At 49.0% G+C, this 19,739-nt stretch carries 19 protein-coding genes; 6 read left to right on the top strand and 13 right to left on the bottom strand.

Going from position 1 to position 19,739, the window contains the following annotated elements; all coding sequences use genetic code 11:
• Position 1: 1 nt before the first annotated feature.
• The 4 genes from O6P33_RS07930 to O6P33_RS07915 all read right to left on the bottom strand — a co-directional run bounded on the left by O6P33_RS07930 (position 2) and on the right by O6P33_RS07915 (position 3,330).
• Positions 2-505 (bottom strand): flagellar basal body-associated FliL family protein, encoded by a 504-nt coding sequence (locus tag O6P33_RS07930; protein WP_269817250.1) that lies wholly within the window; start codon positions 503-505, stop codon positions 2-4.
• Between the two features lie 66 nt (positions 506-571).
• Positions 572-1,903 (bottom strand): flagellar hook-length control protein FliK, encoded by a 1,332-nt coding sequence (locus O6P33_RS07925; RefSeq protein WP_269817249.1) that lies wholly within the window; start codon positions 1,901-1,903, stop codon positions 572-574.
• 135 nt (positions 1,904-2,038) lie between these two features.
• Positions 2,039-2,863 carry a tRNA 2-thiocytidine(32) synthetase TtcA gene (ttcA, locus tag O6P33_RS07920; protein ID WP_269817248.1) on the bottom strand — a complete coding sequence of 275 codons (825 nt, stop codon included), beginning with the start codon at positions 2,861-2,863 and terminating at the stop codon, positions 2,039-2,041.
• A 71-nt stretch (positions 2,864-2,934) separates the two neighbouring features.
• The gene (locus O6P33_RS07915) at positions 2,935-3,330 is read right to left on the bottom strand and encodes an MliC family protein (protein WP_269817247.1); all 396 of its coding nucleotides are present in this window, start codon (positions 3,328-3,330) and stop codon (positions 2,935-2,937) included.
• A gap of 111 nt (positions 3,331-3,441) precedes the next feature.
• Here O6P33_RS07915 and O6P33_RS07910 point away from each other — a divergent pair, with 111 nt between their 5' ends.
• Positions 3,442-4,041 (top strand): DNA-J related domain-containing protein, encoded by a 600-nt coding sequence (locus O6P33_RS07910; protein ID WP_269817246.1) that lies wholly within the window; start codon positions 3,442-3,444, stop codon positions 4,039-4,041.
• Here O6P33_RS07910 and O6P33_RS07905 read toward each other — a convergent pair.
• The 5 genes from O6P33_RS07905 to O6P33_RS07885 form a co-directional block, all read right to left on the bottom strand.
• A complete protein-coding gene (locus tag O6P33_RS07905; RefSeq protein WP_269817245.1) occupies positions 4,038-4,979 on the bottom strand; it encodes a putative 2-dehydropantoate 2-reductase in 942 nt (313 codons plus the stop codon). The two genes, O6P33_RS07910 and O6P33_RS07905, sit on opposite strands and share 4 nt — an antisense overlap.
• Positions 4,980-5,040: 61 nt before the next feature.
• A complete protein-coding gene (locus tag O6P33_RS07900) occupies positions 5,041-5,571 on the bottom strand; it encodes a C40 family peptidase (protein ID WP_269817244.1) in 531 nt (176 codons plus the stop codon).
• Between the two features lie 51 nt (positions 5,572-5,622).
• A complete protein-coding gene (gene zapE / locus O6P33_RS07895; RefSeq protein WP_269817243.1) occupies positions 5,623-6,738 on the bottom strand; it encodes a cell division protein ZapE in 1,116 nt (371 codons plus the stop codon).
• A 2-nt stretch (positions 6,739-6,740) separates the two neighbouring features.
• Complete coding sequence (locus O6P33_RS07890; RefSeq protein ID WP_269817242.1) at positions 6,741-7,175, bottom strand: EamA family transporter; 435 nt, start codon at positions 7,173-7,175, stop codon at positions 6,741-6,743.
• 208 nt (positions 7,176-7,383) lie between these two features.
• A complete protein-coding gene (locus O6P33_RS07885; protein ID WP_269817241.1) occupies positions 7,384-8,361 on the bottom strand; it encodes a GlxA family transcriptional regulator in 978 nt (325 codons plus the stop codon).
• Positions 8,362-8,468: 107 nt separating this feature from the next.
• Here O6P33_RS07885 and O6P33_RS07880 point away from each other — a divergent pair, with 107 nt between their 5' ends.
• Together O6P33_RS07880 and O6P33_RS07875 are read left to right on the top strand one after the other, a co-directional pair.
• Positions 8,469-10,259, top strand: coding sequence for an acyl-CoA dehydrogenase (locus O6P33_RS07880; protein ID WP_269817240.1), 1,791 nt, complete (start codon positions 8,469-8,471; stop codon positions 10,257-10,259).
• A gap of 94 nt (positions 10,260-10,353) precedes the next feature.
• Positions 10,354-11,142 (top strand): crotonase/enoyl-CoA hydratase family protein, encoded by a 789-nt coding sequence (locus tag O6P33_RS07875; protein WP_269817239.1) that lies wholly within the window; start codon positions 10,354-10,356, stop codon positions 11,140-11,142.
• Positions 11,143-11,894: 752 nt separating this feature from the next.
• On the opposite strand, the gene O6P33_RS07870 is transcribed toward O6P33_RS07875, so the two are convergent.
• Positions 11,895-14,960 (bottom strand): efflux RND transporter permease subunit, encoded by a 3,066-nt coding sequence (locus tag O6P33_RS07870; protein ID WP_269817238.1) that lies wholly within the window; start codon positions 14,958-14,960, stop codon positions 11,895-11,897.
• 34 nt (positions 14,961-14,994) lie between these two features.
• Positions 14,995-16,044, bottom strand: a complete 1,050-nt coding sequence (locus O6P33_RS07865; RefSeq protein WP_269817237.1) for an efflux RND transporter periplasmic adaptor subunit — start codon at positions 16,042-16,044, stop codon at positions 14,995-14,997.
• A gap of 173 nt (positions 16,045-16,217) precedes the next feature.
• On the opposite strand from O6P33_RS07865, the gene O6P33_RS07860 reads away from it, so the two are divergent.
• The gene (locus O6P33_RS07860) at positions 16,218-16,664 is read left to right on the top strand and encodes a hypothetical protein (RefSeq protein ID WP_269817236.1); all 447 of its coding nucleotides are present in this window, start codon (positions 16,218-16,220) and stop codon (positions 16,662-16,664) included.
• Here the strand turns inward: O6P33_RS07860 and O6P33_RS07855 are convergent.
• Complete coding sequence (locus tag O6P33_RS07855; protein WP_269817235.1) at positions 16,661-17,293, bottom strand: class I SAM-dependent methyltransferase; 633 nt, start codon at positions 17,291-17,293, stop codon at positions 16,661-16,663. The genes O6P33_RS07860 and O6P33_RS07855 overlap by 4 nt on opposite strands.
• Before the next feature lie 210 nt (positions 17,294-17,503).
• Here O6P33_RS07855 and O6P33_RS07850 point away from each other — a divergent pair, with 210 nt between their 5' ends.
• A complete protein-coding gene (locus O6P33_RS07850) occupies positions 17,504-18,427 on the top strand; it encodes a pirin family protein (protein ID WP_269817234.1) in 924 nt (307 codons plus the stop codon).
• A gap of 182 nt (positions 18,428-18,609) precedes the next feature.
• On the top strand, positions 18,610-19,353 hold the full coding sequence (locus O6P33_RS07845) for an outer membrane beta-barrel protein (protein ID WP_269817233.1): 744 nt from the start codon (positions 18,610-18,612) through the stop codon (positions 19,351-19,353).
• Between the two features lie 127 nt (positions 19,354-19,480).
• Here the strand turns inward: O6P33_RS07845 and O6P33_RS07840 are convergent, their stop codons facing one another.
• Positions 19,481-19,726 carry a DUF6868 family protein gene (locus O6P33_RS07840; RefSeq protein WP_269817232.1) on the bottom strand — a complete coding sequence of 82 codons (246 nt, stop codon included), beginning with the start codon at positions 19,724-19,726 and terminating at the stop codon, positions 19,481-19,483.
• Positions 19,727-19,739: the final 13 nt, after the last annotated feature.

Here is a 19,739-nt window from a genome sequence, read left to right as displayed (position 1 = left end):
TTTACTGCATGACTACGTTGGTAAATAACACTTGTTCAACCACGGGTTTCCCCACTTCAATCAACGCCAACTCCTGTACAGCGATAGTGGCTTTTTGCTTAAGCAGTTCCACTCCTAATGGGGTGTTGAGCTCTTCAAAGTCTTGGCTGGAAAACAACATCACCAATTGATTGCGTAAGGTTGGCATATGAATTTTCAGCTCATCAAGGTCGGCTTTATTACGCGCCATTAAGGCGACGCTGACTTGCAAATACCGCGGCTTACCTTCGCTTTTAAAGTTAACGACAAAGGCCGGCGCTAATACTTCATAAATGGCTTTTTGCTTGCTGCTGCTCTCTTGCACCTGCTCCGGCTCTGCAGTTGAGCCGCCTAAAAAAAACAACGTCGCAGCAACTGATAAAGCAATTGCTGCGATCAACGCAACAGCTGCCAGTACAATAACTTTTATTTTGTTTTTTTTCGGCGCTGCTAGTGCTTGCTCTGGAGTTTCAGGTTGTTTAGCCATTTTTTTACCATTATCTAAATATTATGCCCAACAGTTTAACAGCCTAAATATAGGATGCAGGATTGATTAGACATAATAATCAACTAAACCCAAACGGCCATCATGCTGCTCCTGAATAGCAGTCACATGCTGCACAGTTTCATCACCTGCCTCGGCTGCTGTAGCACTGCGTCCTTGTGTTGCGGAATTTTCACCCGACTCAGCATGTTGCTGTTGCGACTGATCCGAGACGTTAACGTCCACATCAGCCATGCCTTGCTGCGCGAGCATCTCGCGTAAACGGTGCATTTGTGCTTCAAGGGAGTCACGTACGCCGGCATGAGCACTGGTGAAAGTGATTTGGGTATGTTCTTGCCCCACATTCACTTTAATATCTAAACGCCCAAGCTCAGCTGGGTCTAACTTTATTTCAGCCGATTGCAAATTTTGCGCGGACATCCACATTACTTTATCAGTAACTTGTTGCGTCCAACCCGGCTGCTGCATTGCGACAGCTGGCCCTGGTACTTGACGCACTTGCTGACTAGGCAGCAAAGAATCTTGGCGCTGCTGCAAATCAGTACGAATACTTTCTGTCGCAGTGACCGCTTTGTTGTTAAGCAAAGTCTCGGGCGCTACTTTTGCACCCTCCAATAAAGTCGCTGCAGTGTTTTTATCTGTACTACTTTTTTCACTGAGTTGCTCACTGCTTTTACCCAGAGCGCTGCCCAGTAGCGCCGCTTTATCGCCAGAAGACTCGCCTTTGCTTTGCACTGTCTGCTTTTGCACGACAAGAAACTCCTCGTCCTCAGTACTCGGCAGCTCTTCACCCTCTAGAGTTTCATCCGTTTGCTTGAGTCCGGTATGGGTGGCAAGTAACAGCTTAGAATCAGAGTCACCCGCATCCCCTGCGGCCTCATCAGCATAGGCAAAGGGTGTTGCAGCCATAGCCAACAATAACAGCGGATCAATCAACTCATCGTCATTTTCTACAACCTGCTGCTCGGCATCTTGCGGCAAAGCTTTGCCGCTTTGCGCACTGACAGCCTTTTCGTCTTCTGATTGCTGTGGCTGCTCTGCAGGTTTGGCGCTGTGTTCAGAACGCGCAGCTTGAGTATCAGCGCGTTGTTTACTGGCTGCTGGCGGCTTTTCTTTAGCGGGTTGAGCAGCGGTTTTTGCTGCTGCTTGGCGGGCAGCTTGCTGCTGTTTCTCTTGCTGCACAGCAGTTTGGCGCTGCTGTGCCTGCTGGCTTTGCTGTTGCTGCGCCTTAGCTGTGCGCTGCTGCTGTTGTTGTGCATAGACTGCAGAGAAAGCAGATCCTGCTTCAGTCGGACGCTGATGAGCTGCTCGATCGGCTGAGCCAGCTTGCCCTCGCGAAGGCTGCGCTGCCGGCTGTAATAAAAAATCAGTGGTTGCCATAGTTGTGCTCCAAGCATAAACCCTTATTGACATAGCTAATGCAATATCTAAGCCAATTAAGAATATCGGGTTTATTTATGTTTTTGCCCAACCTGTCACCAGTTTCCGCCTCAGCTGCGCCATTAATTTGACTTGCTATACACTCAGCACATTGAGAAAGCGCGACTGAGCAGTATTATCAATGGTTAAATTGGCGAAATCGAAAAGCTGGCGGTCAGCCAATTGCGAAGGTGCGACATTTTGCAAAGCGCGGAACATGATATCCAAACGCCCTGGGGTTTTCTGCTCCCACTCTTGCAACATGCCCTTCACCACTTGGCGTTGTAAATTTTCCTGCGAACCACACAGATTACAAGGAATGATAGGAAACTCTTGCAGCTGGGCATACTCGGCAATATCGCTTTCTTTGCAATAAGCCAATGGACGAATCACCACATTACGGCCGTCATCCGACAGCAGTTTCGGCGGCATTGCTTTGAGGGTGCCACCAAAGAACATGTTCAAGAAAAATGTTTCTAAAATGTCATCACGATGATGCCCCAACGCCATCTTGGTTGCACCAATCTCATCAGCGTAAGTATAGAGGGTGCCACGGCGTAATCGCGAGCACAGAGAGCAGGTACTCTTACCAGCCATCAACTTTTCTTGGACGACTGAATAGGTGTCTTCTTCAATAATATGGTAGTCAACGCCTAATGACTCTAAGTAAGCTGGCAACACGTGCTCAGGAAAGCCTGGTTGTTTCTGGTCCATATTGACCGCTACCAAAGAAAACTGAATTGGCGCGACTTTTTGCAAGTGCACAAGCATGTCCAACATAGCGTAGCTGTCTTTACCGCCGGACAGGCACACCATGATTTTATCGCCATCTTCGATCATATTGAAATCAGTTACGGCTGCACCGGTGAGGCGCTGTAAGCGTTTCTGCAACTTCTTCTGATTGACTGACACACTACTCATGACATGATCCGTAACAGGTAAAACAGTCATTTTACCTGTTACGTGCAACAAACCCTAGTATCTCTAACGGCTTACTGGGTATTTTCAGCAAACATCTCTGCACCAGTGCTGCATTCGCTTAACAGAATGACGCTGTTATCTGGCTCATCTGCAGGCTGCCAAAACAATGTAGCGCTGCTGCCTTTAGTGTGCCAGCTATAGGGGCGCTTCTCATCAATAGATAAATAGCGTGCGCCTGAAGCACTCACCTCAATATTCATCGCAACTTGCTGCCCTTCAACCTGCACAACAGCATAAGAGCCACCGTTACTGGTATTGAGGTAAGTGACGGGGACCACGACACCACGCTCACACTGGTAAATAGCTTGATCAATTTGATCATTGTTTTCTGTAGCTTCCGCGGCCACAGCCATATGCCCGCCTAAGCACGCGGATAAGAGGAGTACTGTTTTGATTGATTTACGCATTTTTTCATCCTTGCTATTGAGTTTAATTGTCTAGTTAAGACACTCACAATAGACTCATACAATAACAATTTAGTTTCAAGCTTATTTAGAGAATATATTGAGTGCAATCTTGTGGATATTTTAGAAAAAACCGGCCTACTCACCACCCTGCAAAGAGTTTTGCAAAGCAACCCGGCTGGGCTGAGTGAATACCAGCTGATTCAACAACTCAAACAACTGCAGCAGCCTTTATTTATCGGTGCGAACTTAAGTGATGTATTAAGCCTATTTCGCACGCATTTTTTGCTTTTTCATGGGCTGTATCGGCTGCGCGACACTCTGCGTGCAGCTGAGCAAGATCTACAGATTAGCCCACTACTGATACAGCTTTTGCCGGCGACAACCAACTACGCAGCCGCAACTCAAGCGCTCAATTTAAATGACCCATTGCGCGCATATTATTTAGATTTAAATAACCTTACTGCGACTGATCGTGCCGCAGTAGAGCAATTGCTGAACAACATCCGCAACCAACTTGACCCTCCGGATGCTGTGCTGGAGGCTTTAGCTGAGCTGGGTATTGAGCAGCCACTGCACAGCCTCAGTAGCAAAGACTTACGCAGCCATTACCGCCAGCTAGTCAGTCGCCATCACCCTGATCGAGGTGGTTCAACGGAGCGTCTGCAACACATCAACCGAGCGATGGACATCATCACAACCTACCAAGCTTAAGCCGATAAATACTCTAGAGTTTGCAACAGCATGCTCACTTTAGGCATTGCACAGCCAGCTGCCTGCGCAGCGTCTAGAGGCGCTTGATAAATGGCTTGTAACTCCATTGGCCGCTGCAAGCTATAGTCGTGATGCATACTTGGTAAATACGCCGGCATGGCCTCAGTGACCTTGAGCATACCCTGCACCAATTGCTCAGGTAACGGATAGCCACAAGCCGTAGAGGCTGCAATAACTTCTGTCATCAAGTCAGCAATCAAAGCTCGACTGCTAGGGTTAGCCATCAGTTCGGCAGTATTGCTATTGAGCAGTACCGACAAGCCATTATAAGGAATATTCCACACCAGCTTTTGCCAACGCGCCTCTTCCAAGTGCTGCATTGCCTTAGAAGCTAACCCAGCTAGCTGAAATAATGCCGCCCCTTGCTGAGCAATAACATAGCCCTCTTCTTTGCTCACAGGGCCGCTGTGATAACCTAGGTTCACCCCGCCCTGCGCCTGATGCTCAATCACGCCAGGGGCACTGCGGTGTACGCAAATAAAACACAGCCCACCCAACAAGTGTAAGTTTTGCTGCAGCAGCGGGCGCAGTTGTTCTTCAACGGCAAACCCATTTTGCAATAACACCACTTTTCCATCAGGGGCAGCTACTTGATTAATCAGCGGTGCTAAATCTGCATTACTGGTGGTTTTTGCACCAACCAAAACCCAGTCACACTGAGGCATTTGTGCTGCATCCTGCCATGCATGTACTTCAGGCAAGAGCAGCTCACCATGCTCGGTACTGTTGACCCGCAAGCCATTGCGGCTAACCGCGTCATACTCGCTGCGCAATAAAAAATGCACTTCAAAGCCAGCTCTTGCTAACATCAAGCCATAAAAACCGCCGATGGCGCCGGTACCAATAATGCCTATGCGTGGTTGTTGTTGCTCACTCATATGTACTCTCTTACTGTTTAATACAAACGGCATACAGACAGCCGCAGCCTAAATGTTTTACCTAAGGATTAACCACTAGCGTTTCGCTGTTTAATACGCGTTTTGCTTGTAAATAGGCTTTATTCCAATATTTAGAATCAACGCTGTCTAAGCGCACAGTACCACCAGAAGAAGGTGCATGCACAAAGCGCCCATCACCGACATAGATCCCCGCATGACTGACGCGACCATGCCCAGCCGTACTAAAGAAAAGAATATCGCCACTGCGCAGGCTATTGCGCGCCACGCGCTGACCTTGCATTTGCAGCATTTGCTGGGTGGTGCGCGGTAAACGAATACCCGCTACATCGTTATACACAAAGTTAATCAAACCGCTGCAATCAAAACCTGAAGACGGCGTGTTGCCACCCCACACATAGGGAGTGCCGACCAGACCTATGGCCCGAAATAACACATCATCAGCCACTGGATTAAATGCCGCTGAAGCCGTCGCACGGGGCGCTGTCATCGGCTCGTTAACCGGTGCGTTAGATGCACACGCCGCTAAAAAAATAAAACTGGCTAAACCAACCAGACGAATACCCATCTGCATAGCACACGCCCCCTGAATAAAATAATAAGCACTATAACAAAGCAAAACGCCTTACTTTGCAAAGCTTTCTAATTGCATCTCTCTTAAGCGGCTATACGTACGGCGAAATGCAAAGGCCAAATAACCTTCGGTATACAGCGCGTCTAAAGGCACAGCCGCTTCAATATAAACCGGTATGCGTCGATCATAGCACTCATCAATCAAGGCAATAAAACGCCGCACACTGTCGTCATTTTTAGCCAAGCTAGGTAGCTGGCGATCTCCGGCCACCACGCGTTGCGCTGCATCCTCTGTGCCTCGAGCAATTTTTGCCGCTTGCTGCTGGCCACCTAACACCGGTACCGAACTGAGCAGTAAATGCTGAAAACGATCACATACAGCAATAAAGTCGAGCGCGGCAAAAGGTTGCTCACAAAGAGCCGCAAACTCACACCACAACACAGTGTCGCTATAGGCTTGCGTTACTAAACTGCGCGAGCCTAATTTAATAGCACCCTGCTCAATGGCCTGCCCAGCACTGAGGGTGTTAAATAACTGCTTAAACTCACTGCTGGATTCGGCAGTTTTAACCCAGTAACGCTGGGTTTGTTTACCCACATGCAGACGATGATCCTGCTCACCATCGACCTGCACTTCTTGCATTGCCTGCTCAATGGCAGCAATGGCTGGCAAAAACTGCTCGCGGTTAAAACCATCGTTATACAACTCTGCTGGTGGCTGATTGGAAGTGGCAACTATCACTAAGCCGCGATCAAACAGCGCCTGAAATAAGCCGCCTAGAATCATCGCATCAGCAATGTCACTGACAAACAGCTCATCAAAACACAACACTTGGATTTCACTGCGCAACTCATCGGCAATTGCTTGCAAAGGCTCAGCGGTGCCGGTTAAGCGAAATAAGCGTTGATGGATATCTTGCATAAAACGATGAAAATGCTGACGCCGCGCCGGTACCCTTAAGCTGCGATAAAACTGATCCATCAACCAGGTTTTACCACGCCCCACTCGGCCCCATAAGTACACGCCGCGGGCATCAGCGCCATTGTGTAAAGCGTCATAGCATGCTTGCAAAACCTCAACCGCATGGCGCTGCGCCGGATCATCGATAAAGCCTTGCGCAAGGGCTTGCTTATACGCCTGCATGGGACTGCAGCTGATATCATTCATAATTAACGCCCTGCCTGCCAAGCCAACACCAAGACTCCTGTAACAATGCTCAATACCGCAGCCACTTGCCAAGGATTCAATACTTCACGCAAAAATAACCAGCCAATGCCGGTGGTGACAATTAAAGAGCCGCCGACAATCAATGGATTGCCCACCGCTACATCCACACCGCGGGCATAAATCACAAAAGTTAGAATCTCGACAATACCAATCGCCACCCCAGCTAAGACCGCCAAACTGACCCCGCGCGGCGTCACATTCAGCACGACACTGTCGGCATATTTAAAATAAAGCAGTAAACCCAAACCTAAAAACGCTGCAACAAACTGCAAAATAACAGCGCCCAGCACCGCCTGAATATGATCAGCGGATAATTTAATAAACACGTTGTATAAACCAAACATGACCGCCGCTATGGCTAGCAACACATAAGGCACAGTAGATCCCCTCGGTAAAAAACACTGACAACAACCTGTCAGCATGCTGTAAAAGACCCGCCCTAAAACATAATAGCAGCGCCGCACCTGAACTGAGTGCTGATACATTGTTACTCAGCAACTATGTTCGCAGACCATCACCAGCCAAAGCAAACGGGGCATACTGCATAACCTACCGCCAGCCTAAAGTTACTGGTGTTGAAGCGCTTTAACGTCGACTAAAGCGCTTGCGGTATTCTGTAGGGGTCACGCCAGTTCTGTTGCGAAATAAACGCCGAAACGAACTGGCATCTTCATAGCCCACCTGCGACATCACCAGATCTACGCTGAGCTCGGTTGCTTCCAACAGTTTCTGTGCGGCTTCAATGCGCAGAGACTGCAGATACGCATTGGGTGGGCTGTCTAAAGCGGCATTAAAACGCCTGATCAGCGTGCGTTTCGAGACATTAAAACGTTGCGCCAACTCATCCAAAGTAAAATGTTGCGCATAATGCGTTTGCAGCCACTCTTGCACCTGCTTGACCAATTCATCTTTGTGCGGCTTGGCTAATCGCATCAAGGAATACGACAACTGGCTGTCACGGCGGTAATCAATCACAAAGGCTTTAGCAGTTTGCAGGGCTACGTCAAAACCGACAAAACGTTCAATCATGTGCAGGCCTAAGTCAAACCACGCCAAACCACCACCGGCACAATAAATATGCTCATCGCGGGTAATCAGTTGCTCTGCGGTTAGCTGCACCGCTGGATAACGCTCGGCAAACTGCTGCTTAAAGCCCCAATGGGTCGTCGCACAGCGGCCATTGAGAATGCCTGCTTCAGCTAAGAGGAAATTGCCGGTGCAATTGCCGGCAATGGTCCAACCTTGCTGATTGGCATACTGCAATAAAGCCAAGAGTTCTGGGTTTTGCGTCAACACGTCATCGATTGGTCCACCAATGGTCGGCACAATGATCGCATCCACCTGCTGTATGTCGGCGTAACTCAGCTGCGCAGCGATTTGAATGCCATTGATGCAGCGAATCGGCTGACCATCAGGACTGGCGATGCGCACATTAAAGTGGCGACCCACTTTTTCGCCCTGCACTCGATTCCAAGTCACCCCAGCCAAAGCGAACAAATCCATCACCCCGGTAATGGCCGAAGCCAAAGCCGAATCAAAACCAAGCACTACGATATTCAGCATAGCTTGTCACTTTTAGCCCCAAGAGTGGCCATATTGACAATTATCTTTGTCCGCAACAAGGTTGATACTCGTTCACAAGCCCACTTTTTCTGTCGTTGGAGTTCAAGGTGTCGAAACTTATCAATAATAAAGATTTAGAGTTTCTCCTCTATAACGTATTTAACGCTGAGCAACTGACCCAGTTACCGCGCTTTGCTGAGCATGACCGCACCACCTTTGACAGTATCTTAACCACCGCAGAGCGTATCGCCACTGACTACTTTGCCCCGCATAACGCTAAAGCCGATGCCAACGAGCCACAGTTTGATGGCAAAAATGTCACCACCATTGCTGAAGTAAAAGACGCTTGGCGGCATTTTGCCGAATCAGGTTTGCTCTGTGCCAAGCATGACTATGCCGAGGGTGGTATGCAATTACCGTCGTTGCTGCACATGGCCGCTAACAGCTTTTTTATGTCGGCCAACCCATCGACTGCAGGCTATCCATTTTTAACCAGCGCCGCCGCCAATGTGATTCATGCTTTTGGCAGTGATGAACAAAAAGCCATGTTTATTCCGGCGCTGTTCAGCGGCCGCTTTTCCGGAACCATGGCCTTAACCGAGCCTGATGTGGGCTCGTCCTTAGGCGATCTGAGCACTAAAGCCGTACCCGCCGCTGATGGCAGCTATCGCATCAAGGGCCAGAAAATGTACATCTCCGGTGGTGATCAAGACATCACCGAGAACATCGTGCACTTGGTTTTGGCGCGCATTGAAGGCGCAGAGAAAGGCGTTAAAGGTATCTCGCTGTTTATCGTGCCCAAAGTGATGACCCACCCGGATGGCTCGTTAGCTGAGCGTAACGATGTGCAACTGGCGGGTTTACTGCATAAGATGGGCTACCGCGGCACCACCTCGACCGTACTCAATTTTGGCGAACAAGATCAGTGCGTCGGTTACCTGCTGGGGGAAGCGGGTAAAGGCTTGATGTACATGTTCAAGATGATGAACGAAGCACGCATTGGCGTAGGTTTAGGCGCGGCAATGATCGGTTATCGCGGTTATTTAGCCTCACTGGATTACGCCCGCAACCGCCCACAAGGCCGCTGTGTTACTGAAAAAGGCCCAGACAGCAAGCCCATTAACATCATCGAACACACCGATGTAAAGCGCATGCTGTTAGCACAAAAAGCTTACGTAGAAGGCTCGCTGGCGCTGTGTTTACTGGCGGCACGCTTGGTCGATGAGCAAGAAGCCGGTAGCGATGGCGATGCCGGTATCTTGCTCGATTTACTGACACCAATCGTTAAATCTTTTCCGTCATTTTATGGTCCGCGTGCCAATGATCTGGCCATTCAAGTGCTCGGCGGCGCCGGTTATACCCGTGAATATCCAGTGGAACAGTGCTACCGCGATAACCGTTTAAATCCGATTCATGAAGGTACTCATGGCATTCAATCTCTGGATTTATTAGGCCGTAAACTCTGGCAGCACAACGGCAAAGGCTTAAAACTGTTAATGGCGCGCATGCACAGCACCCTCGCCTCTGCTGCACAGAAACCACAACTGGGCGAACTGGTCAGTGAGTTCGAGCACTACTTAACCCAAGTGCAAACCACCACGTTGAAGCTCGGTGGTGCGATGCAGACTGGCCAAATCGAGGAAGCGCTGGCCAACTCTGCGCTGTTCTTAGACATGCTGGGTAAAACTGTGGTCGGCTGGTTGTGGCTGGAGATGGCCGATAAAGCCTTGGTCACCTTTGCAGCTTCCAGCAACGCTGAGGACACAGACTTTGTTGCCGGTAAGTTACAAGCGGCGCAGTATTTTATTCGTTGGGAAATGCCAGAAATAGAACTGCAAGCACGTTTACTGCAGCGTTTTGATCGCAGCTGCTTAGATATGCAAAGCGCTTGGTTCTAGGTTATGTTCAATGGGACGCGCTGAATATTCTGGGTAACACGCCAGACCATTATTCAGCGCGCCTTTAGTAAACCCTGAATAGAAAGGAGCAGCGATGAGCAGCGAAAACAAAGTGTTGGTTGAGGCCAGTGAGCATATTCTGACGATCACCTTCAACCGCCCAGAAAAACTCAATGCACTGGATCCTGAAAGTTTCCACCTGTTGGCGCAGGCACTGTATCGACTGCAACATGACAGCGAACTGCGCGTTGGTGTTATCCAAGCCAACGGCAAGCACTTTACCGCAGGTTTAGAGTTGGATAAGTGGGCACCGATCTTTGCCACAGGCCAAGCTCCCGAACTGCCGCAAGGTGAAATCGATCCTTATGGCATTGCTGGCGAAACCTTAAGCAAACCCTTAATCATGGCTGCGCAGGGTCTGTGCTACACCTCAGGCCTTGAGTTGCTCCTCAATACCGAGATCCGTTTGGCCACCGCTGCAACACGTTTCGCGCAATTGGAAGTGCAGCGCGGTATTTACCCGTGTGGCGGTGGCACCGTGCGTTTACCAGAAGAGATTGGCTGGGCGCGCGCGCAGCGTTACTTGCTCACCGGTGATGAGTTTAACGGCCAACAAGCCTATGACTGGGGCATGCTTACCGAGCTGTGCGAACCTGAGAATCTGCAACAACGTGCCCGCGAGCTGGCGCTTAAGGTTGCTGCCGCTGCGCCACTGGGCGTACAGGCCGCACTGACATCCTCAAAGCTTGCGCGTTTGCATGGCGATAGCGCAGCGCTATCCGAGGTATTTGATGATTTGGCCAAGGTCATGGCCAGCGAGGATGCCGCTGAAGGTGTGCGCTCCTTTTTGGAACGCCGCACTGCGGTGTTTACAGGGCGCTAAGGCGTTACTTTTTTACTGCGTGCTTATGCAGTGCCAGCTATGGCTGCGTAAAGACGCCGCAAGTATCTCCCTGTAGGCTCCACACGGCCATCCATGGCGGTGTGGGCTTTACTTCGCTACACCTGACCCTGGCTGTTAAGTTTCGTGTGTGTTGAAATCATTTACTCATGAGTGCGATGCATGCCGTACTCCGGGATAGGTGTTTGTCCGTCGATGACCCCATCCAGGGTTCAACTCCGGCGCTGCGCCATCCATGGCTCCGCTCATCACACCAACCCCGAAGTACTCGTTGATCAGCGCAGTTGTTTACATGTCTTCTCTAGGCGCAAAGCGAATAAAACCGTGGTTTTTATGCTCTATTCATGCGCCATGCATAGAGCAATACGCTATACGCACTAGGCTAACCCTGTAGGTGAGCTATTTGCGTTCACAGTAAGCGCTCTGCGCAATTTTCTCAGCGTGCCCAGATACGTCAGCATAAATGCGACCCTATGATTCTGTTCTCCACAAAAGAGACTTACGCACATCTAACCAAACATACACCTGGTCAGCGTGTGCTGCGCTGGGTCTGTGGCGAGCGCAGCCAGGGATGGCGTAGCGCCCGAATCGAGCCCTGGATGGGCTCGTTAAGGGAAGAACAGACTTAGCGCAGTACGCACTAGGCTAACCCTGTAGGTGAGCTACTTGCGTTGACAGTAAGCCCTCTACACAACTATCTCAGTAAGCCTAGATACGTGGGCATAAATGCCACCCTACGATTTTGCGGCCTCCTCTGCCTCAGCAGGAATATGAAACAACACCACATACAGCAACGGCACAACCACTAAAGTCAGTACCGTAGCAAAGGCCAAACCAAACATAATCACCACCGCCATACTTTTAAAGAACGGATCCCAAAGCAGTGGTGCCACCCCTAAAATAGTGGTCAAAGCACCCAAGAAAACAGGCCGTGCACGGCTCACCGCAGCATCAATCACCGCGATAAAGCCCGGCTTACCCTCAGCTATTTCCGCGTCCGCCTGATCCACCAAAACAATTGAGTTTTTCACCAGCATCCCAACCAAACTCAAGCAACCCAAAATCGCCATAAACTCAAACGGCACTTGGAAAATCACCAACCCCACCGTCACCCCAATAATAGCCAGTGGTGCCGTCAACCAAATCACCAGAGGCTGCCGCAATGCGTTAAACATCAACACCACAGCTAAAATCATCGCAGTAAAGCCGTAAGGTGCTGAAATCGCTAACCCCTCGTTAGATTCATTCGAATCCTTATACTCACCATGCCATTCCAAGCTGTAGCCCGGCGGCAATTCGATTGCCTCAACTTTTGGTTTCAGCCGATCAAATAGCGGATTAGACTGCTCTCCAGGCAACGGATCTGCTTGCGCTTTAATAGTAGGGAAACGGTCTACTCGGCGTAAAATAGCATCCGACCACTCCACCTGCACATCACTGACCAACTGACTCATGGGCAAATACTTTTGCGCTGTAGGGCTATAAACCTGAACGTTTTCGATATCTTGCGCCAAAGAACGCTCCCCAGCAGGAGCACGGGCAATAATTGGAATGAGCTTATCTTTTTCCCGATAAACACCGACCCGCTCACCCGTAAAGGTGCGGTTTAGCGCTTGACTGATCTGCGTAATGTCCACCCCAGCACGGCGCGCGGCCACCTCATTGACCACAGGTCGCAATACCGGAGTCTTCTCACGCCAATCATCTTGAATAGCAATAGCGCCAGGATCATCAGCCATAATAGCTTTTGCCTGCTCAGCCAGTTGCCGCAGCACAGCAGGTTCTGGGCCCTTAAAAGCCACCTCAATCTTCTTTCCACCACCGCGGCCCAGCATAAACTTCCAAACTTTAATTGCCGCTAATGGATGACGCTCAGAGAGCTCATTTTGCAACTCGTCAACCAGCTCAGCAATGCCATTGGCATCATCGACATCAATTAATAACTGACCATAACTGCTATTGGGATCTTCGGGACTATACGTCAGCATAAAACGCAAACCGCCCTGGCCGACAAAGCGAGTGATATGGGTGACACTGTCTTTTTCGTAGACGTAAGCAGCCATTTTCTCAAGTTCTTTGGCAGTTTCACGAATGTCTGAACCTTGTGGCAAGTACATATCCACCACAAACTGCGGACGCGCCGAGTCCGGCATAAACCCAGGTTTCACCCAGCTAAAGCCAAATATTGCACTGATTAATAAGCTCAGCATAATTACGCCAGTGAGCAAACGTTTACGCAGCGCCACATTTAATAAGCGGCGATAGCGGTACAAAATACCTGTTTGCTTTTCTGCCGTACCTGCAGGGATAACTTTAACCTTCAACATAGCCACACAAAGCAATGGGGTTAAGGTCACGGCAAATAACCAGCTAAATAGCATCGAGTACAGAATCACCCAAAATAGCGAACCAGCGTACTCGCCCATATCCGTGGGTGATAAACCAATGGCACTAAAGGCTAGAATCCCCACCAAGGTACCACCCAGCAGGGGAAATTGAGTGCTCTTGACCACGGCAATTGCAGCACTTTCTGCGCGCTCGCCTTTTTGCATGCGCACCAAAATACCGTCAGTCACCACAATGGCATTATCCACCAGCATACCAAGGGCAATAATCAGCGCCCCCAGCGAGACCCGCTGCATGGCAATATCGTCCATATACATCGCAATTAAAGTGCCAGCCACTGTCAGCAATAAAACGCTGCCAACAATCACGCCACTGCGCCAACCCATAAATAAGATCAACACCAATACGACAATAGCCACAGCCGCAGCCAGGTTGGCAATAAAACCGTCTACCGCCTCACGCACGGAGTCTGATTGATACGAAACAATTTGCAGATCAATCCCCAGCGGACGCTGCGACTCAAGTTCTTGTAAGCGTGCCCGTACCGCATCGCCAACATCGACGACATTACCACCCGCAACCTGTGAAATGCCCAAACCAATGGCGGGTTGGCCATCATAATTCATTAAAGCCCGTGGCGGCTCCATCGTGGAGCGTGTGATATTGGCGATATCTTTTAAGAAAATCACCTGCTCACCGCTAGCAGAACCCAAGGCGATATTGCCCAGCGCCTCCACTGAGTCCAACTGCCCTATTGGGCTAAACTGCACCCGCTGCGGGCCAACTAATAGGTCACCTGAATCAGTAATGACATTTTGCTGGCGCAAGGATTGATAAATTTCATCCTGCGAAATGCCCAGCTGCGCGGCTTTTGCGGATGCTATTTCAATAAAAATAGCTTCATCTGGCTCACCTAAGGTTGCGACGCGAGCCACCCCTGGAACTTGCAACAACTCACGCTCTAAAACATCCAGATAGTCTTTAATTTCTTGCAGACTGTAACCTTCGCCGGTCACTGCAAAAAACAGGGCAAATACGTCACCAAAGTCATCATTAACAATAGACGGGCCAGCCCCCGGCGGCAGTTTGTGCTGAGCGTCATTGACTTTGCGCCGCAGCTTATCCCAGACCTGCTCAAGGTCGGCTTTACTGGGGGCAAACTCCAGTTCAATCTCGACCTTAACTAAGGAGTTTCCCATCCGTGACACCGAGGTCACTTCTTTGATTTCCTGCAGCTGCTGCACCGCCTCCTCAATCACCTCAGTGACTTCTTCGGCCACCTGCGCCGGTAAAGCCCCAGGGTACAGTGTAGTAATCGCAGCCTGACGGATTACAAACTCTGGGTCCTCAAAACGGCCCAGCTTTTCATAGCTGATATAGCCACCCAGAAGTACCAAAACCGTTAGCATCCAGGCAATGGTACGCTTTGAAAGTGTTAACTCAGCAATATTCACTGTATTTTCGCCCTATATTTATTCGCTGCTCTGCTTACAGAGATCTGACCAACATTGCATCACGTAGCTGACTGACTCCGGCGGTTACAATTGTTTCACCACCTGCCAAGCCACTTTCAACAACCACATCAGTATTTAACACATCACCTAATTTAACCGTCTGGAAAGCGACCCGCGAACTGTCTGGATCAAACACCCAGACCCCTGTGACACCATCAGCATTCGAGAAAACAGCTTGCAATGGCACTCGCACCGGTCCATTTCCGACAGCCTGAAGCTCTTGTTGCGGGATCACATCCACAGACATTCCTGGCAAAACTGTAATTTCATAACCGGGTTTGAGCGTCAGCACCACCTCATAGCTTTGCGTTTGCTGATCACTGTCAGAGGAGAATGATTTTAAAGTCACCGGCAATAACAACTCGGGCTGATCCGCAAAGACGGCATAACCGGCCACCTGTTTTGGCGTATTACGGACAATGCGCTCAGGCACGTTAATAACAATTTCGAGATTATTCAGATCTTGCAGGCTCACAATGGCTTCTTTATCTTGCACATTGCTAAAGTTTTCCACATAACGCTTAGTCACCACACCAGTAAAAGGTGCAAGCAAACGGGTGTCATCAAAATCTTTTTTAGCCAGAGCGTAGTCTGCTTGAGCCACATCCATAGCGGTGCGCTGCTTATCCACTTCAGCTTTGGCAATCACTTGGCTGCGCTGCCACAACTGATCAACTCGCTGATAATCGGTGCGCGCCTTATTGTATTGAGCCAACGCCGAACGCATTTGAATTTTATAGTTGGCATCGTCTAGCTGCGCAACTAACTGGCCCTTCTCAATGAGCTGCCCTTCTTCTGCAGGCAATTGAACAATTCGCCCAGGCACATTAAAGGCTAAATCAGCACGCTGAGCAGCACGCACTCGACCGGGAAAACGCAAACTTGAAGTTTTATCAGAGCTTCCCACTACCATCATGGGCACAGGCCGCGACACCTCAACCGGCTCAGTAACAGCATCTCCGTCACTGCATCCACTTAACGCGGCGAGCACCATGGCACTTAACAACCAGCCAATACGCTTCATCAACCTTTACTCCTGATTTAGGCACTGGTTGCCCTAGATAGATTAGTGCCAGAATAAAACAGCCCTACATAATCACTGAAGCCACAGCACTAAGCAACGCACTTCATACCCAAAATGGGTATCATCGCCACAACAATCTGCTTTTAGCCAGCCGAGTAGGAAGCAATATCGCCATGCCATTGAGTTACGAAAAGATCACCTACAACTTCGGGCATATTTTTCCCGCCCATGTCGAAGCGCTGTGTGAGTTACTGATAGCGCTACGCCAGCAATTTTTTGGCGACCTCGATTTAATGTTGATTTTAGCCATTATCAGTTCACGGGCCCTACCGGCTCGACAAAGCTCAAGTATGAGCTACCAGCAGTTTATAAATGATCACAATAAAAAGCGTGCTGACCAACCAATAAACATTCAGTCAGTGGTGGAGTGCAGCGGTATTGCACGCGAAACTGTGCGGCGCAAAGTCCACAAATTGGAAGAGCTAGGTTTTATCGAACGTGACAGCCGTGGCATGCTCACAGTAACTGTTAAAGCCTTGAACACGCTGGCCCCAGCTACTGAGGCCAGCTTGCAGTATTTAGTTGCCATAGTTTCCAGTAACGACACTGTCACAGTCTAAGCGCCAGTCCCTGAAGCCCGCCCTAACAAGATAAACAGCGGGTAATTGCGGCCATTTTTATGCGCTATCGAAAAAATTTCACGATAACTCAAGTCTTTAAAACCAGCCTGCGCCGCAGCTTCTAATAACTGCTGCGGATCAAAACCTAAATGCACAACCCCTTTGGCCGCATTATCACCGTGGAAACTGCCATCTTCGCTGTACAAGTCAACAATGGCCAACTGACCATTTTCTATTAAGCATTGCCGCATACAACTCAGCAACTTAGGAATATCAGCCACATGGTGCAGGGCCATGCTGCTGACAACTCCTGCATAGCTTTCACTTAAGCCGCAAAAAATATCATGTTCGAGAGTGCTGATATTCGGCACATTTTTCGCAGCCAGTTTGGCCAGCATCGCAGCCGAAGTATCCAATGCGGTCACCTGCCCCACCTGGTCGGCCAAAGGCACACTCAACGCACCTGTTCCCGCACCGAAATCTAACCAGTGCTGGCTTTTATCCAGCGTCAATAAAGGAAAAAATCTCTCGCTTAACTGTGCTAGCTGCTGAGAAATAGGACTGTGCTCAAAACGCTCAGCAGCTTGGGCAAAATGTGCCTGCGCTAAAACCTGTGATGTATCTGGCATAACATCGCCCTCCAAAATACTATACAAAACAACAATATATCCTATGCTCGCACAAATGCGCAGGCCAGTCCGTTTAGCTCACGCCAGCCAGCCCATCTTTTTGGCCTTGCTTCAACATTTGGCCTGCCAACCTTTGCACATCAATAGACTCTGGGTGACACTTGCATTGAACCGCCATTGGTCACCAGCAATCCAGCAGAGAGTATTATTATGAGTAATCAGAGCCACAACACCGATCTGCCCTGTACCACCAAGGCCGGCGACGCAGCCATAGAACTGTTGCTGCAGCCTAAAGAACAAGAACTTGGGGGCTTCACCGTACGGCGCAGTGTCCCGAGTCGAGGCGCGCGCCGAATTGGCCCTTGGGTTTTCTTTGATCATATGGGTCCAGCATACTTTCCTGCAGGTGATGGAGTGAATGTAATGCCGCACCCGCATATCAATATAGCCACTGTGACCTATTTGCTTGAAGGCGAGATGCTCCATCAAGACTCTGTGGGCAGTGTGCAAAAGATTCGCCCTGGGGACTTAAACTTGATGGTCGCTGGCTCAGGCATTGTCCATTCTGAACGGCAATCTGCTGAAGTCAAAAGCCAGCCACACTGCATCCATGGTTTCCAGTTATGGCTCGCGTTGCCAGCTGCTGGTGAGGAGACCGCGCCAGCTTTCTATCATTACAATACCGAGCAAATTCCCAGTGTTGATGTGGCTGGTGTAGCGGTGCGCGTGTTAATGGGTAGCGCTTATGGCGTTACCTCCCCAGTAAAAACCTTTAGCCCAACCTTATACCTTGAAGCACGACTTAGAGCCGGCCAGCCCTTAACTCTAGCTCAGGCGGCTATGCGCGGCTTGTATGTGGTCACAGGCGAGATCAACATCCAAGACTCAACCGTTAGCGCAGAGACATTAGCGGTATTGGCCGCTGAGCAAGAAATCACTATCACGGCCAAATCTGACAGCCAAGTGGTGTTAATTGGGGGTGATGACATTGGCCACCGCTATATGGACTGGAATTTTGTTTCCAGCCGCATTGAGCGGGTCAAGCAGGCTCGTCAGCAGTGGATTGACCAGCAATTTGCTAAGATCCCAACGGACAACCAAGAATATATCCCCTACCCTCATATAACCCGCTAAACAAATATTTGCTGCGCTATATACGCATAAGATATAGCGCCGCTCACTCAGCCGTAACCCCATCCCACTCCACCTTATAAGCAGCACATCCAGAGCTTCGAAGAAAATCATTCTAAAAAAATTGAACCTTATGCCCAAAGCCTGTTCATATATAGTAAGCAATACAATAACTGGAGTATATTATGTTCAGTAAGAAATTATTAATTAGCGCTACCACCGCAGGTTTTTTATTAACACCCTTTGCCCTGCAAGCAGCAGATCCTGTTTCTAACGTAGGTATCACTGGTAGCCATAACAAATACAAGCTGTCATCTGATATAAACGCGCTAGATAATAACAAACAACGTATGCCTAAAGCCGGTATTTATTACAACTACGGTAATAAAATGACGGGTACTGAAGGCTTAATTTACCAAGCTGGTATTGAAGCTAAATACGGTAAGAAAAGTGACGTCAAAGACAAACAAGCTGTGGCCGAAGCAGATGTTGGTTATCGTCTGGATTTAGGTAACCGTAACTATATTGATGGTATCGTAGGTGCTGGTTACCGCTACAGTAAAGTTGACGACACTAAGGGTAACGATGTGCGCTTCACCACCAAGTCACCCTTTGCTAAAGCTGGCGTAGGTTTCAACCATAAAGGTGACACTGTACTTACCCGCTTAGAAATTGGCACACGCTACAACATTAACTCTGAAACAAAAGTTAAAGTTCAGCATTTAGGCAGCACTACAGTAGATTTAAAAGACAAATACAACCCTTATGCAGAATTAAACTTTATGTGGGATAAAGGTTATAACGACCTGCCACTGACCGCTGGTCTCTACTACAATAAAACCAACTACCAACTGAAAGATAAACGCGATATCAGCAACACCAAGTTGAAGAATGATGAGTTTGGTGTAAAAGTTGGTTTAGCCTTCTAAAGAAGACTTTTACATTAGTCTCTAATATAGCTTATAACTCATAAGCAAAACGGCCCGATGCATCACTCATGCAGCGGGCCTTTTAATTATAAAAATAATATATGCAAATCGCATAATATGAAAAACATTAAAGCATTATCTTCAAAGCCCAGTACGGCACTAGATTGAGCATTATAATAGCTAACTTATAACGACCTAAAAAGCTAAAATAGAGAGTATTTAAATCTGCAGTATCGAGGGTTATATACTTTACATGCAATGTTTTCACTTGCGCGTTAAATACCACTAAAACAAAAGCGGCAAAAACCAACAAACCTATATTTAAGACCGTACTCCAGCCGAAAAAAGTTGCTAGCGTAGTTAAATCTGACATGAGTTGGCACTCC

Origin of the sequence: Denitrificimonas caeni, assembly GCF_027498055.1 — a bacterium.
Classification (GTDB): domain Bacteria; phylum Pseudomonadota; class Gammaproteobacteria; order Pseudomonadales; family Pseudomonadaceae; genus Denitrificimonas.
The sequence above is the reverse complement of the archived record's forward strand: the minus strand, read 5'-3'. Positions and strand labels throughout refer to the sequence as shown.

Excerpts from the sequence above, each read along its gene's own strand:
- ttcA (WP_269817248.1), bottom strand. The coding sequence starts at position 2,863 with ATGAGTAGTGTGTCAGTCAATCAGAAGAAGTTGCAGAAACGCTTACAG.
- O6P33_RS07850 (WP_269817234.1), top strand. The coding sequence starts at position 17,504 with ATGAGTAATCAGAGCCACAACACCGATCTGCCCTGTACCACCAAGGCC.
- O6P33_RS07900 (WP_269817244.1), bottom strand. The coding sequence starts at position 5,571 with ATGCAGATGGGTATTCGTCTGGTTGGTTTAGCCAGTTTTATTTTTTTA.
- O6P33_RS07925 (WP_269817249.1), bottom strand. The coding sequence starts at position 1,903 with ATGGCAACCACTGATTTTTTATTACAGCCGGCAGCGCAGCCTTCGCGA.
- O6P33_RS07865 (WP_269817237.1), bottom strand. The coding sequence starts at position 16,044 with ATGAAGCGTATTGGCTGGTTGTTAAGTGCCATGGTGCTCGCCGCGTTA.
- O6P33_RS07860 (WP_269817236.1), top strand. The coding sequence starts at position 16,218 with ATGCCATTGAGTTACGAAAAGATCACCTACAACTTCGGGCATATTTTT.
- zapE (WP_269817243.1), bottom strand. The coding sequence starts at position 6,738 with ATGAATGATATCAGCTGCAGTCCCATGCAGGCGTATAAGCAAGCCCTT.
- O6P33_RS07875 (WP_269817239.1), top strand. The coding sequence starts at position 10,354 with ATGAGCAGCGAAAACAAAGTGTTGGTTGAGGCCAGTGAGCATATTCTG.
- O6P33_RS07845 (WP_269817233.1), top strand. The coding sequence starts at position 18,610 with ATGTTCAGTAAGAAATTATTAATTAGCGCTACCACCGCAGGTTTTTTA.
- O6P33_RS07905 (WP_269817245.1), bottom strand. The coding sequence starts at position 4,979 with ATGAGTGAGCAACAACAACCACGCATAGGCATTATTGGTACCGGCGCC.
- O6P33_RS07855 (WP_269817235.1), bottom strand. The coding sequence starts at position 17,293 with ATGCCAGATACATCACAGGTTTTAGCGCAGGCACATTTTGCCCAAGCT.
- O6P33_RS07930 (WP_269817250.1), bottom strand. The coding sequence starts at position 505 with ATGGCTAAACAACCTGAAACTCCAGAGCAAGCACTAGCAGCGCCGAAA.
- O6P33_RS07840 (WP_269817232.1), bottom strand. The coding sequence starts at position 19,726 with ATGTCAGATTTAACTACGCTAGCAACTTTTTTCGGCTGGAGTACGGTC.
- O6P33_RS07915 (WP_269817247.1), bottom strand. The coding sequence starts at position 3,330 with ATGCGTAAATCAATCAAAACAGTACTCCTCTTATCCGCGTGCTTAGGC.
- O6P33_RS07885 (WP_269817241.1), bottom strand. The coding sequence starts at position 8,361 with ATGCTGAATATCGTAGTGCTTGGTTTTGATTCGGCTTTGGCTTCGGCC.